At 53.9% G+C, this 14466-nt stretch carries 15 protein-coding genes; 2 read left to right on the plus strand and 13 right to left on the minus strand.

Annotated elements, in window-relative coordinates; all coding sequences use genetic code 11:
• Nucleotides 1–14 precede the first annotated feature (14 nt).
• Both KGP17_RS13135 and KGP17_RS13140 read left to right on the plus strand, forming a co-directional pair.
• Nucleotides 15–272, plus strand: a complete 258-nt coding sequence (locus KGP17_RS13135) for a hypothetical protein (RefSeq protein ID WP_021806431.1) — start codon at nt 15–17, stop codon at nt 270–272.
• A gap of 32 nt (nt 273–304) precedes the next feature.
• Nucleotides 305–784 carry an Hcp family type VI secretion system effector gene (locus KGP17_RS13140; protein ID WP_223499561.1) on the plus strand — a complete coding sequence of 160 codons (480 nt, stop codon included), beginning with the start codon at nt 305–307 and terminating at the stop codon, nt 782–784.
• Between the two features lie 73 nt (nt 785–857).
• On the opposite strand, the gene KGP17_RS13145 is transcribed toward KGP17_RS13140, so the two are convergent.
• The 13 genes from KGP17_RS13145 to KGP17_RS13205 all read right to left on the minus strand — a co-directional run bounded on the left by KGP17_RS13145 (nt 858) and on the right by KGP17_RS13205 (nt 14410).
• Nucleotides 858–1163 carry a DUF1493 family protein gene (locus tag KGP17_RS13145; RefSeq protein ID WP_223499563.1) on the minus strand — a complete coding sequence of 102 codons (306 nt, stop codon included), beginning with the start codon at nt 1161–1163 and terminating at the stop codon, nt 858–860.
• Entirely contained in the window at nt 1163–1609 is a 447-nt protein-coding gene (locus tag KGP17_RS13150) for an STM2901 family protein (RefSeq protein WP_181817521.1), read from the minus strand. Before KGP17_RS13150 ends, KGP17_RS13145 begins: the two co-directional genes overlap by 1 nt.
• Before the next feature lie 235 nt (nt 1610–1844).
• The gene (locus KGP17_RS13155; RefSeq protein WP_223499565.1) at nt 1845–2891 is read right to left on the minus strand and encodes a hypothetical protein; all 1047 of its coding nucleotides are present in this window, start codon (nt 2889–2891) and stop codon (nt 1845–1847) included.
• A gap of 7 nt (nt 2892–2898) precedes the next feature.
• Complete coding sequence (locus KGP17_RS13160) at nt 2899–3882, minus strand: ACP S-malonyltransferase (protein WP_223499567.1); 984 nt, start codon at nt 3880–3882, stop codon at nt 2899–2901.
• Nucleotides 3857–5242, minus strand: a complete 1386-nt coding sequence (locus KGP17_RS13165) for a hypothetical protein (protein ID WP_223499569.1) — start codon at nt 5240–5242, stop codon at nt 3857–3859. Before KGP17_RS13165 ends, KGP17_RS13160 begins: the two co-directional genes overlap by 26 nt.
• 20 nt (nt 5243–5262) lie before the next feature.
• The gene (locus KGP17_RS13170; RefSeq protein ID WP_021806438.1) at nt 5263–6081 is read right to left on the minus strand and encodes an outer membrane lipoprotein-sorting protein; all 819 of its coding nucleotides are present in this window, start codon (nt 6079–6081) and stop codon (nt 5263–5265) included.
• 23 nt (nt 6082–6104) lie between these two features.
• A complete protein-coding gene (locus tag KGP17_RS13175) occupies nt 6105–6857 on the minus strand; it encodes an SDR family oxidoreductase (RefSeq protein WP_115158940.1) in 753 nt (250 codons plus the stop codon).
• A 21-nt stretch (nt 6858–6878) separates the two neighbouring features.
• Nucleotides 6879–8204, minus strand: coding sequence for an FtsX-like permease family protein (locus KGP17_RS13180; protein ID WP_223499571.1), 1326 nt, complete (start codon nt 8202–8204; stop codon nt 6879–6881).
• Nucleotides 8201–8863 (minus strand): hypothetical protein, encoded by a 663-nt coding sequence (locus tag KGP17_RS13185; RefSeq protein WP_223499573.1) that lies wholly within the window; start codon nt 8861–8863, stop codon nt 8201–8203. The genes KGP17_RS13180 and KGP17_RS13185 overlap by 4 nt, the downstream gene beginning before the upstream one ends.
• Nucleotides 8844–9557 (minus strand): ABC transporter ATP-binding protein, encoded by a 714-nt coding sequence (locus tag KGP17_RS13190; RefSeq protein WP_223499575.1) that lies wholly within the window; start codon nt 9555–9557, stop codon nt 8844–8846. Before KGP17_RS13190 ends, KGP17_RS13185 begins: the two co-directional genes overlap by 20 nt.
• Entirely contained in the window at nt 9554–10633 is a 1080-nt protein-coding gene (locus tag KGP17_RS13195; RefSeq protein ID WP_223499577.1) for an ATP-binding protein, read from the minus strand. The genes KGP17_RS13190 and KGP17_RS13195 overlap by 4 nt, the downstream gene beginning before the upstream one ends.
• Nucleotides 10620–11855 (minus strand): beta-ketoacyl synthase N-terminal-like domain-containing protein, encoded by a 1236-nt coding sequence (locus tag KGP17_RS13200; RefSeq protein WP_223499579.1) that lies wholly within the window; start codon nt 11853–11855, stop codon nt 10620–10622. Before KGP17_RS13200 ends, KGP17_RS13195 begins: the two co-directional genes overlap by 14 nt.
• Nucleotides 11852–14410 (minus strand): beta-ketoacyl-[acyl-carrier-protein] synthase family protein, encoded by a 2559-nt coding sequence (locus tag KGP17_RS13205; protein WP_209522938.1) that lies wholly within the window; start codon nt 14408–14410, stop codon nt 11852–11854. The genes KGP17_RS13200 and KGP17_RS13205 overlap by 4 nt, the downstream gene beginning before the upstream one ends.
• Nucleotides 14411–14466 lie beyond the last annotated feature (56 nt).

Below are 14466 nucleotides of genomic sequence, written 5' to 3' on the forward strand. Positions count from 1 at the left end.
ATGGAGTCAGTGATATGGAAATTGCTGAGAGCTTTTTAGATAAAGTGAATAACGAGTTAAAAGATGAGTTTGTGAGTCAGTTAGATCAACAACTCAGGCGTATCGTTAATGATAGCGTCATGGCTCCAGAGGAAGCATTATTAGTCATGATGGAATCAATATTTACACTGTTTGCTGAAACAGAGGGCCATTACGCTGAGATGAAGTTCTCTGATGGTAATGGCGTTCACCACAAATTTACGTTGGAAATTAAAGTTCCGACAGGGTTGTAATAAAGTGATCTCTACTTATATAAGGAAATACTATGTCTAGCCTGATTTATGTGAGTCTTAAAGGAAAAAAACAAGGTTTGATTTCCGCCGGATGTTCATCATTCGACTCTATTGGTAACAGAACCCAGACAGGTCATGAAGACCAAGCACAAGTATTAGAGTTAGATCATAGTATCACGCGTGAGCAGAACGTACAGCATCATCCTATTCACTTTATTAAACCTATTGATAAGTCCTCGCCCCTGTTAGCGATGGCAATTTCTGACAATGAGCTTATAGAAGCGATATTTTATTTTTACAGAATAAATACGACAGGACAGTTAGAGCTTTACTACGAAATTAAACTGACGGAAGCCAGCATTGTCGATATTACATGTGTCTATCCGCATTCCATAAATGATAATGATATGATGCCGCATGAGAAGATCGTCCTTAAATATAAATCCATTTCCTGGAATCACCGGATGGCCGGTACGTCTGGTTATAGCATTTGGGATGATAGGGTCTTTTAAGCGTTAACGGCATAAACCGTGTCTATAACATAATCGTATAGGCTGTATGATAAGACAGGGGGCAGTGAATCTCTTATTGATACAGCCATTTTCCCGCTTTTGCGGATTCTATGAACATATTGACCGTGAGTGGTTTGTATACTCTTCGTTGTAGCTTCTTCCACCACAACCATACAGGCCATTCCGGTTCAAAGTATTCATCCAAATCAAAGTTATCATGCGATATCTTGTAACGTGTGAACAGGTCAACGAGCATTTCCTCTAACTCTTCCTGAACAAAATTAAAGTGCTCTTGAAAAGTCCATTCTTTAAGGACGGGCTTTTTATGCAGACTATATTTTTCAGTGAGGTATGTTAGGATTTCGTTTTCATCGACCATTAGAAAGGCGTCCATTCAATACGGTGTTCAGGTCGTGCAATCAGATTGTATTTATTCCGTGTTTCTTTAGCTATGATGCTAAAAACGATCATCGCCTGTGCGTAACCCACATAGGGGGCATATCGCCCTACGGCTGTCCCGATCTTGCTGGTCATACGGGTTTTCATAAAACCGACAGGCGTTTCTACTTGTCCAGCAAAACGCATATCTTTAAAGATCCTTCGAGAGGCTATAGAGGCTATGCTTGTCCCCCAGGTTGATTTCCCTAACCCTTTTTGTTTTGGTATCAGAGGCCAGCCAATGATGATCATCGCCGCGCTTTCTATGGTAAGCCCTTCATGCTTGGCAAACTCTTCTACAAAAATTATCCAAAACAATTCTTGAGCGGTGACATTGTCTATTCCGTGATAGTAATACGTGCCATTGAGTTCTTCGGTAGTATCCATTCTACTCATTCTCCACATCAAGTAATGGTTATCATCATACCACTTTCAACAATGAGTTTAAAACTGGTGCGCACTGGCATTCTGCTGGCGTTCCCAACGCATCAACAAGCGGTTGCTTACCTTAGGCAGCGGGTTGATTGTGGTCGCTGAAGTGCTGTTGCGCGTTGGCTTCTTCAATATCCAATAACCGCAGACTTCCCTAGTCACATGGGGGGCGCCAGAAGCCCCCCATGAATTACTTCATCGTTTTGGCATCGTTATTGGCATACACCTGATGGCGTTTGTGCATTTCCAGCGCGTCATTGTAGTTGTTATACAAAGTCTGATAGCGTTCCGCACAGTAAACGACCAGCAACGGCAACAATGCACAAAGGTATAGCGGGATAAATTGCGCAGTGTTCTGCAATGCCGCAAACACCAGGCAGATCGCAATAGCCCACAGCTGCGAAGCCAGCAGCCAGAGCAGACCACGTTGCCAACGCGTCAGCTTGCCGGTGAACGCCCAGGGAGCAGCAGGCACAGAGTGGGCGTCCAGCGTGCCATTGAGTAACTCCCCAAACAGCACATAACGTCGTGTCCGGCTGGCAAACGCCAGCATAAACAGCGTCACCGCCCCCACCAGGATCATAAACGCGACGATAAAAGCAGGATCGGCATAGCCGGGAACCAGGCTAAATGCGGGCTTACGGGCAATCGGCAAGACCAGGGCGAAATTAGTTAGCAGATTCAATAGCAAATCTTCGGCCACCAATCTTGACAAACGCCGCTGCCGAGGGCGATAGCTTTCGGGCTCACTGTAGGACTTCAAGGCCAGCAGGATATTGAACGGCGCTGATTTGCCTAACTGAACCACCATCAAGGCTGGCAGCACCAAGACACCAAGCAGCACAATCAAGGGATAATGCCAGTCTGGGCCGCACAGCCATATCAGTCCGCTCAGTGCCGCCGCCAGGCACAGTATGACCAAAGAAGCCCAGCCAGGCTGGTACAGCAATTTCGCCATCCCTGCTGTTTTACGCTCTTTATACTGGCCCGCGACCGCTTGCGGGTTTTTAAACACCCTCAAGGTCAATACGCTATACGCCCAGTAACCTTGACCATCGCGCATCATGCTCCAGACAATCGACAGACAGATCGCCCCCAATCCGGCAATCATCTCCGGCAGAGTAATGTCAATGACGTTGCGGATCAATGACGAGGTCAGAATAGCGGAGACCAATACCACGGGGATCACGGCTCCTCGCATGTATCTTTGGCTGAAAGTAGTCAATGTTGGCATCATATCGCCCTTACCCCGCATGCTTAACGCTGCTGCCAACGATATGGTAATAGTGTTGGATATGGTAATCCTCGTCAGCCCCGTAGTGCTCCGCCAACAGGTGGCTGAGGATTTTCTTGTTGCTGATCTCCAGGTAGCGGCGATATCCCATCAGGGCCCACCGATCCATACTTTCACGCCAGCGCACGGTATGGATAAGGTGCAACGCCAAATTTTCCTTGATCTGCGCCACGTCGTATTCCGCTTTGCCACTGCTGTTCATGATCAGCGGGCAAACCGGCGCAGAGAATGGCAGGTCGGCCAATGCCTGGCGCATCTGTGCCACCCCATCATGCATCAACGGTGTGTGCCAGGCGCCATTGACGCCCAACTTGATGGTATTTACCCCGTGGCGCGCCAGATGATTAACCAGGATTTTAACTGCGGTCAGTTCCCCTCCTACCACTTGCTGTCGGTGCCCGTTGTCACAGCACACGTTGAGTTCGGTTCCCAACCCAAGATTGTCGATCTGCTCGCGCAACGCATCATGGCTGTAGGGTTTGACCACATACATCGCCCCTTTGCGCTGTTCGGCCAGGTTTTGCATGATGGTCGCGCGCAGCGTGATCGCGCGGAACAGCGTTTCCAGATCCATCACCCCGGCGGCATACAGCGCGGTATATTCACCTGCGCTATGCCCGGCATAACCGCTTTCCAACACGGGAGTCCGTTCGCGTAACAACGTCAGCATGGCGGCGTTAACGGTGGTGACGGCCAACTGCTGATAAAGGGTTTTGGTCAGGCGTGTCATCGGCCCTTTCTGGCACAGTTTGCGTACATCCAGCCCGGAAACATCGCTGGCACAATCCCACACCGCCCTGGTGCCCGGTGAAACATCACAGACATCGCTGCCCATGCCGATCGCCGGGGATCCTTGTCCTGGGAAAATCATCATCCAACCGTCCGCGACGTGAGTTGCGGCCGGTGTATTACCAATTGATTCGCATACCTGCATAGATATTTCCTTTTTCTCCGAAGGTGCCAAACTCACTCTCTTTACTGCCGAAGCTGGCGGCAACGCCGGTGTAAGCCTCAATGTTGTTTTTGAGCGGCGTGCTCAGGTGCAGATTCAGCACGTTGCTGCCATCCACCAGGTTGACCATGCCGGAGACCGACCAGTCGATACTGCCGACCTGCTCTTTATTGGTGCGCGTATAGAGGGTGAGGTAGTGTTTGCCGAGCAGGTCGCCGCCCCGCCCAACGTTATCGGTTTCTGCCGCCATCATGCGGGAGTACTGCTGATAGGCGTTACGGATATCCGCCATGAACGATGGCGGTAGCGGTGGCAATGACTGCCCGTAACCCCCATTAACGAAGCGAATGGTGTCGACGTTGTCCTGCCACTCACTGCGGCTGTAGCCCTGGCTCTGACCATAATATTCCGCGCCGTATTCGCTTTGGTCGCCAGTGGTGTAACGCAGGCCAACGCCGATATCCGCTTGCACACCATTGGCGCGCATTTTGAACGGCTCCTGCACATTGGCAAGTTGGCGCATGGCACGTGCGCAAGCCATGTCCAGATGACGCCAGGTCTGCCCATGGGAAATCGCCCCCTCAACGCTGAGGATCAGCATATCCGTCAGGTTGCCACTAGTACCTAACGCCACGGTTTTCCGATCGCCAGCCAGTAGCGAAAAAGTCGGGTTGAACGCCTTGAGCCCGGTCGCGGTGTAACTGGCATAGTATCTGTCGGTACTGTTGGTACGCAGGATCGCGTCCCATTCCGAAGCGGCTTCCTGACGCTGGGTGTTGCGCTTGAGGCGCGGAAAGGCCGCTAACGTGAAGGTCCCTTCGTTGCGGTACCATGAACTGCTGATGCCATACGCCCCTTCATCGTAGAAGTTGCGCCCGCGCTCCCCCAGGCCAAACACTCGTACGCTACGCATATTGCTGCTGATATTGCGCAGCAGGTCGAGCGGCGCAACCGAGAACAGATAACCACTGGTTTTACGTACCTTACCGGCATCGATGTACCCACTGTCGCTGACCGCCCAACTGGCAGTAGCCTCGTTGAGTATGCCCAGCCCCTGGCGGCGTTGATCCTCCAGAACTCCCGGCTGACGTGCCTGGATAGCGTACTCACCGCTGGCCTGCGCCTTGACGCTGAGGGTTTCGGTCAACGTGCAGCGCGCCACGCCGGAAAGGTACAGATTGGCTATAGCGTTGTTACGAAATGCCGGGGCGTCAAACTGCCATAATGAGTCCGAGGAATGGGACGATATCCCCTCCATGCCCGCGTAACCGCGCTGGATAAGACAGTCAACCGCCCAACCGCTGCTACTATAGGCACCCACCAGCAGCAGAACCCCGCTCATCGGGGATCGCCTGCTCGCCATCAACCGTTCAACCTCAGCAGATACTCTTTCTGAAAGTTGCTTTCCGGCAACGATTCCAACCGGATGTCGCTGTAACGCATGGTGGTGTAGTTATCCTTGCGCAGCGCGTCTTCCACCACGATGGTAGTTGGCCGCATCTGGCCCAACACCTGCTGATAATCGCGATAGTACGAACGCTTGATCGGCACACCGTCGGCGGAAAGGAAATCGGCCCGGCTAGGGAAACCAGTGTCTTTTTCCACCCAGTAACCGATCGCTGGATAAGTGACATAGGGCCAACGGCGCTGTAACGAAAGTTTGTAGCAGATCGTCTGGCCACAGGCCTCTTCACCCACCAATCGGGAGATATAGGAGTAATCAAAGTCTGCGGCAACCACGTCACCGTTAGAGATCTGCCCCACCAGGCGTTGCTGGCGGGAAATGGGGATCGGCCGCCGCAGGTCTGGTGCGTAATACCACATTTTGTCCAGATCGGAGAGCAAGGCTTTACCTTTGTCACGTACCGGGGAGATAAAGCGCACCAGCGCACGCGCATCCCCTTTCTCTACCTGCTCCGAAGGCTTATAGAAGCGCATGGAAATATCCAGCACCTGCTGGTTCTCCGTGACATCACGCCCTCCCTTATGTTCCAGCAATGTCAGCGTATAGCGGAAAGGCCTGTCGGGTGCCCTCACTCTATCGGCACGACGGATAATCTCACGGGCCTGCAGATCCTCCTGGGTCAGGCTATTCAGTTGATGACGATCCAACGGATCTGCCGCCTGAGCCACAACCGACAGACCCAGTAAAATCAGGCATCCAGCTAATTGATATTTCATGGGAACGCTCCTTGTTGATGGGGCTATATATCCAGCATCATGCCAAGATCGGCAATCAGGGTGCTGCCACGTATCGCACTCGACTGGTCAGAGACCAGAAACGCAGTAATGTTGGCCACCTCTTCCGGCTCCACCTTCCAGCGGCGCGGTGCGTTATTCCAACGTTCGAACATTGCTGACCACAGTTCGTCCAGGTACGGCAACATATCGGTATTCACCACCCCGGCGCAGATGCCGTTGACCCGGATATTGCGGTCATACAGTTCCACCTCCAGGTAGCTCACTAGATTTTCCAGTGCCGATTTAGCGATGCCGAGCGGGTATTTTTCCAATACGCGCTGGCTGCCTAGACTGGAAATCACGCAGATCGTACCGCCCTGAGGCATCATCGGTACCACTTCCTGTACGCAGGCGGTGTTGCCGATCAGGTTGGTATTGAGCAATAGCTTCCAGTCGCTGCGCGTCATGTCCATAAAGGCTTTGAACGGCGCGGCGGCGGCATTCAGCACCAGATGATCGATATGCTCGATCCCCTGCTGTCTGAGCTTTTTCACCATTTCACTGATATCGCGCGGTTCGGCGATATCCGCTTTGGCCAAGGTCACCTTCACGCGGGTTTCTGCTGCCACAAAGCGTTGCAGGTTGGCCGCACTTTTCCCCTGATCCTTGCGGTAGTTGAGGATCAGGTCATAGCCCTCTTGCGCCAGTTTTTCGGCGATCGCCATACCAATGCCACGGCCTGCGCCGGTAATGAGTACGGTTTGTCCCTTTGACATGTCTCTTCTCTCCCTGAGGGTTTAAACAAAGCGGAATGCTTGCGCTATAACCAGTTTCGATGCCCGGCGTGCCGGGATAATGGACGCTATCAATGCGGTCACCAGCGGCAACGCACAGGAGAACCAGAACAGATTGAAGTCCTGATCCCACAGCACAAAGGCCAGATAGCCCTGGGTATAACCAGGCGAAGGCGGCATCGGTATGCCGTTGATATTGATCAGTGCAGCGATAAGCATGCCGAAGCTGACGCTCAGCGCCGAGCCAATAATGCCAATGATGATCCCTTCCAACACAAACAGGCGGCCAATATAGGATTGGTTTAGGCCCAGTGCGCGCAGCGTGGCGATTTCGCGCGTACGCTCAATGACATTCATCATCAAGGTGTTGCCGATCATGAACACCACGATGACGCTGACGATGGATTTGATAAACAGGAAGATCCCTTCAAACAGGTTCACCACCTGATGATAGAAAATGGCCAACTCATCCCAGGAACGCGCTTCCAGCTTGAGCTGATGCTGGTCAATGAGCTGGTTGATCCGCGCTAACACTTCTTCTGTTTGGTTGGTGTCCTGCAGCATGATGATGATTTTACTGACATCCTGGGTCTGCAACAGACGCTGGGCCGTTTGCAGCGGCATCTTGATCGCCGTATCGTCGTATTCTTTGATGCCGGATTGGAAGACGCCGCGCACCTGAGAAGACATGGCGTTTTGCCCACCTTGCGGGTTGACCACCAACATATCGACCCAGTCGCCATAGCCCGCCGACAAGGCATTAGCGATACCAGAACCCAGGGTGATGTCCTGCTGCTCAACCCGCGACAGGTCGCTACCAGAAATGATTTTATCCAGCGAGCCCAATACCAACGAGGTTAGAGGTTCGATCCCCACACCGGTAAAGAAGGTGGAAGCCCCCTTGTCATACTGGGAAATGATGCCGGTAAACGCCAGTTGCCCGGTAATGGTGGCGATCTTCGGGGCAATCACCGGATCGGCCTGTAGGAGCTGTTTCACCTCATCGTAATTATCGATGGTGTACTGCAGCGAATTGTTGGCCCCGCTGCTGAGGTAGCCTTGCTGATAAAGTTGAATATGCCCCAGGTTGGTACGGATGGTTTGTTCACGCAGCGCCCAGAACGAGTAATCGACAAACCCGCCAAAGATAAACACCGCCACCCCGCCCAGGGTGATCGCCAGTAGCGTCACCCCGGAACGACGGCGCTGGCGAAACAGGTTGAGGAAGGTATAACGGATATCGGTAGGTTTACGGATCGCCGTCACGATCACCACCAACAAGGCGTAAATGATAATCATGTTGGCAACCCAGAACAGGATATTCATCATAATGGCACCTCCGTCAGCGGCTGGATGATGGCGTTCAGTTCAGCAGGCGTCCATTCAGGTGCCGTGTGGTGCTCGGACAGCCGTTTCCCCTCTGCGCCCTGCTGTGCCAACGCCGCCCAGGCCGCCTTGGCATCGGCCACACGCTGGCAACTGGCCAGCGCATGCGCGGACATCAGCGTGATCATCGGTTTCAAATCAGCGGGCACCGCCGGGTTCTGCTGCAAATAATCCAGGTCTTTCAAGGCCACGACGCAACGGCCATGGCTGGCTGGAACAAATGCATCCATCCGCACACGCAGAAAGCGCATCTGCCAGTCGTTCTCTTCGCTTTCCGCCGCTTCATCTATGTAGAAAAAACCCAGTTTTGAGGTTTCTGCCGCACGCATATAATTCTTCTTGGCCAGAAAATCCGTGGCCATAAACAGTTGTGCGTAGCCATAAAACATTTTGGCAATGTGGCGATCCGGGTGCTGTTGATACAAGGCTTGCAACCGGCTGGCCGCACTGGTCAACGTGCTCATTGGCGCTTGAGAATTTACCTCCAGGATCGCCTGTAAGTTGGGGTTGTCCTGCGCTTCCTGCAAACCTGTGGCCTGCGACAGCCCACTGACCAACACCAATAAAGTGACAGCGTAACGCCTAAATGATAACAACATCATTTTCCAACTCCCCATCCCTGATTTCCAACACCCGTTTGGCCCGATCGCGCAGCGTCAATGAATGGGTGGAAATAACAAACGTGGTTTTCAGTTCCTGATTCATGGTAAGCAGCAGATCGACGATCTCCTGCCCGGTACGAGTATCCAGATTGCCCGTGGGTTCATCGGCAACGATCAAGCGTGGACGTTTCACTAGCGCACGGGCGATCGCCACGCGCTGCTGCTGCCCGCCGGAAAGCTCGCCGGGCGTGCGTTTGTAGTGCGCCGCCAACCCCACTTTTTCGATCATGTCCATCACCTGGTCCTGCGCCACGCGGCGGCTGAAGCCGTTAAGCATCAGTGGGTAATAAACGTTATCGAACACGCTCAGTACCGGCAGCAGGTTAAAGAACTGGAATACGAAGCCGATGGCATCAGCACGCAGGCAAGCGGCTTGTTGGTCATTGAGCGTGGAAAGGTCGTTACCCAGCAAATAGACATGGCCACTGGTGGGATAATCGATACCGCCCATCAGATTGAGCAACGTGCTTTTACCACTGCCGGACGGCCCACATAACGCGACAAACTCGCCGTCATGGATTTCGGTGGTAATCGATCCCAGCGCCACAATGGCACCCGGCCCTTTACCAAAGCGTTTGCCTGCCTGTTGCATCGACACCACAGGCAGAGGTTGTGCACTATGTAGGGTGGTCATGATGTTCCCCGATGATTTGACAGTAAGTGACAGGCTTGTGGTATCCAGTTCTCCAGCAACCAGGCTCCTCCCTCACCGTCGAGCACACTCAACAAGCTGTGCCCGGTGATATTGCTTTGCAGTAGGTACTGCCAGGCCAACGCCGGATTGATGCAGCCGCTGTCGCCGTAGAGTTCACTGAGCGAGACGCAAGCCAGATCGGCAGGCAACTGTTCAAACGCTTGCCGTTGCACGGCGCGAAATGACAGTGCCGGTGGTGTTACGCCCAACACGGCCTGGGTATCCCTAGCCAGATAACGCTTACAGTGGTCGGCCAACTGCAGCGCGCGCCGCTGGGTAGACCCCGACAAGGCTTGATAATCACTCAAATGCAGAGCAACGCCCTGGCCTGGTTGCTTCTTGAGGATCAGGCAACCGACCCGCTCAACGCTGAACTGACTGTTGGCGGGGATCGGCCCCCGTTTGCTGGATGAAGGAAAGTGTTCGGCCTCAGAGAAAACCAACACCGGGAAGCTGCGGAATTGGCCACAGATGATGACGTTATCGGCCATATTACTGTTCAGGCAGTCCTGCGCCATCCGCAACGCACTCAGCAAGCCGTTACGCTCACCGCGCAATTTGCAGGTGAAATCCTTGATGCCGTAATCCCGCACGATACCTTTGGGCAGAATATCGACGCTCAACGAGTCTCGCCAGCTGTTGACCCCTTCAAATACCGATGCTTCCCCCCAGGAATCACAATAAATCAACGCATTACGCTCATTGCGCAGGCGAAACTCCCCCTTGCTCCCCAACTGTGCCACCGCCTGAGCGCAGGCCGCACTCATGTCGTTCAGCCAGCCACGATAATTGGCTTTACGCAGCGCCTCTTCAGGCAGCATTTCACCGTCAATGCCGAAACGACGGAACAACCATTGGTCGCTGCCCGCTTTGGCATTGGCTTGTTTATGCAACCAGGCTTCCCATACGTTGTACCAGCTGGGAAAAAACCGGTGCATCGGCGTGCAGGGTTCCAGCAGGGAAAACCCCACCAGATTGATGGCCGCCGCCGGTATCACTTGTTTAACCGTGTTCATCAGCATCCTCTCTGTTCGCGGAGATCACCATGGCGATGGCCGAACCATCGAGCCCGATGCCAGACTTGAGGATGTGCTGCCGTTTCAGTGCCAACGGTGGGCTATCGGCATGAACATGAATTTGCAGACTGTCGTTAATCGGGTAACGCGTGGTCAACGCCAGCAGACGACGTTGTTGTAGCGCATCCGCCGCCAGCATCAGGTCCAGCAAACCACAGCAGCTCTCCATGTAACCGACCTGCCCCTTGTAACTGACTACCGGAACACCGCCTTTCCCCCAGACTTTTTGCAACGCCATAGCTTCTGCCTTGTCGCTGGCAATCACCCCATTGGCATGAGGGAAAACGCAGGCAATATCTTGCGCGGTGAGCCCGGCTTCCAGTAGTGCCCGCTCAAACGTCTGGGCAATAGTGCGGAAATCCGCCGTGAAGGAACTGCTGCCCCTGGCACCGCTGCTCTGGCAAAACACTGAGCTACGCAAATTGACAGGCGAAGTAAAGTTGCGTTGACGAGCGTGTTGCTCGCTTTCAACGATCAGCGCCACGACACCGTTGGTGGGTAGAATGCAGCTGTTATGGCTGCTAAACGGTTGTGAACCCTCTTCCCCCAGCATGTCCTGGCCACCCAGGAAGACAATGTCCTGCGTCAGCGTTTCAAACCAGCCAATGACCAGCACCAAATCAACCTCATTGGCAGCAATGGCCGAGTGGGCCAAATGGACCGCGGCTAAAGAAGAGTTGCTGGCGCAATAAAGCGAAACCGGTGGCCAACTGAGCTGATAGCTCTGCGTCAGTTGCCACGCCAGCCGATCCTGACCGTAACTCTTGGCATGCAGCCGTTTGATTTTTGGGAATAACCGCAGTTCTTCCTGGTCGTTGCGATCCTGATACCCCATAAAATCAGCAATGTCTGGCCGTTCACCATGGCCTACCAGATAAACCCGAACCCGCTTGCCCTGCAATTGATCCGTTGTCATCCCAGCTCCGGCAAGCGCCTGATTGATAACCGGCTGCAGGCGGGTCAACATCGTACCGGCCGGCAGAGGGTCAGCAACATGGTGCGGGTTGCAACTCAAACGCAGATCCTGCCATTCGCTTTCGGTGGCGAACCAGGGCTGTGTGCTGGCCAACCTGCTTTCGCTCAGCCCGTTGATCAGCGCCGGAAAATCCGGCGCATAAGCACTGGTGACGCCCCAACCACTCAGGACGGCATTCTGGATCACGCCATACTCCTCAGCACCACGGCATAGTGATTACCGCCTTCCGTTGCACCCAGCACCAGAGCGTTACGGACGGTTTTCTTCAGCGGTTGGGTGACAAAGGCGATATCCTCCGCACAGAAGTTTTCGGTGTAAGGGATCGGCAGGATTTCACCCCGCTTCATAATCTCCGTGACCACCGCGATATTGAGGATACCGACGCAGGACTCCACCAGACCAAACCAGGCGTTGTAGTTAACAAACGGCAGGTTACGGCGAGCTTCTCCGAAGGCGCTTCGGATCGCCCCAATCTCAACGGCATCACGGGCGGCGGTACCATCACTGGTGCCACAGATCAGATCCACCTCTTCCGGTGCCATGTTGGCTTCGTGCAATGCCTGACGAATGGCCACCGCCATGGACTCGATGCGGGCTGGCATATCATCCTTGGCAAAGTAACAGCCATCGCTGGATTTGCCATAGCCGACAATCTCGGCGTGAATGTGGGCCCCACGATCCTGTGCATGCTGTAAATCTTCAATCAGCAGCATGCCCGCACCTTCACCTGGGATATAGCCTGTGCCGTCCTTGCTGTAGATCTGGAAATCAGCCGGGTCGCGTGTCAGCAGCAGATCGCTGTTCAGTGCCTGCAGGCAGATGACGAAGGTGTTCATATTTTCATCCGCCCCCCCTACAATCATCTGCGTTTGCAGATCCTGGCGGACCAACTCGTAGCCGTAAGTCAAAGCACCCAATCCGGCATTGATACCTGTGGCCAGCGAGGTGTTATAGCCCTTGATCCCTTCGGAAATAGAACAGAACGTCGAAATGGCATTCATCAGCGCACCTGGAAACTCGGAGGTCCGCACTTTGGTTGGGTCTGGGAACAGGCTTTGCAGGTAACGATCCACCGTCGAATGCGGCCCTTTGGACATGCCAAGGATCATGCCAATCGTCTGGCCATCCCGTTTGATCTTACGCCCGGCGTCGTTCATGGCTTGGGTAAGAGCCAGTAACGCAAAGGTACTGATGGTATTGGCTTTACGCGGATCAAAGCGGCGTAGTGTCTTACGGGCATCCAACCCTTGCACCTGATGCACCCCGCCCGGTTTGTTCAGCTCGTATTCCACATCCTGTGCGCCGAAGCGGTTACTCATGTAGTTAGCCACACCCTGGTTTTTCAGCATGACATTGAGTAATTCACGAAATCCATGGCGCGTATCGTCATCGAGCTCCGGTGAGAAAAGTTGTGACAGTGGCTCCTGCGCCCACATTTTTTCCAGCATGGTTTGCAAGGTGTGGCCCACGGAGCTGACCGCCCCCATGCCGGTGATCGCGACGCGTTTGGGTTGATAATGCGTTACCGGACTCTGCTCTGGCTTGACGCTGGCAATCACACAGCAGTTGTTACCGCCAAAGGCATAGTTGTTCTTCATGAACATCTTGACTTCGGCTTCCTGGAACTCGTTGGGCACGTAGTTGAGATCGCAGTTTGCGCGCGGCGTAGTGAAGTTGAGCGTTGGCAGGATCTTGTTTTCCGGCAAGGTAAGGAAGCAGGCGGTCAGCTCAATGATCCCGGCGGCGCCGATGTTGTGTCCCACATAAGCCTTGGTTGAACTCACCGGAATAGCCATGATATTCGGGAAGACCTTCTTCATGGCCAGCGTTTCGCAGCGATCGTTAGCGTCCGTGCCGGTACCGTGGGCGTTGATATAATCAATATCCTGCGGCCCGATCTCGGCATTCTGCATCGCATGGCGCATCACCTGTACCGCCCCTTCGGCCCGTGGGTCTGGGGCTGTCTCGTGATAGGCATCGCAAGAGGTGGCGTAAGAGACCATCTCACCATAGATCGTCGCGCCACGAGCGACGGCATGTTCGTATTCCTCCAGCAACAAAGCGCCAGCACCTTCGCCAACCGACATCCCTGGGGCACCGGAGAACGGGCTGGACGGCGTACGTTTCATGGCATGGAGCGCGTAAAATCCGGCAAAGGTCGGCAGATAGACAGGCTCGGTGCCAACTACCAGCACCGTGGCATTCTTGCCGTTCTGGATCAGGTCATAACCTATCCCCATCGCATTGGTACTGGCCGTACAGGCGGTAGCGACCAGTTCAAAGCCCCCTTTCAATCCCAGCAGTGAAGAGACAATGGCGCTACAGGAAGAAAAACTGCCGGAGATCATGGCCTTCTTCAACGAGAAGCGCTCCGTCTGGCGTTCGATCAATGGCATAAAGGGCTCGGTACCGGCAGAGGAAACGCCGATGATCAGCCCGGTTTTATCCCGTAGTTCTCCGCGTGGTAACTGCCCTTGCTGCAAAGCCTCATGGCCAACCTTATAGGCCCACAATGAAGCATTATCCAATGAGGCAACGGTATCAGCAGGGAGATCGGGCCAACTCAGAGGCTGTAATACCTCGGAGGCGTTCGCATCCTCGAACCATTCCAGGTACTTTTTGCTGGGCTTGATCCCGCAGGTTTTATTCAGCAGTGCCTGTTTGAACTCGGCAGCGTTAGTGGCAATGGAAGAGAGGTGACCCATACCGGTGATCACCACTCGTTTACGCGTGACTGTCATAGTGTCTTCCGTGTCAGCAAACCAGAAATCAAATGTGAGTGCGCCATGCTGCCATG

It is taken from the genome of Serratia sp. JSRIV001 (assembly GCF_019968745.1).
Taxonomy (GTDB): domain Bacteria; phylum Pseudomonadota; class Gammaproteobacteria; order Enterobacterales; family Enterobacteriaceae; genus Chania; species Chania fonticola_B.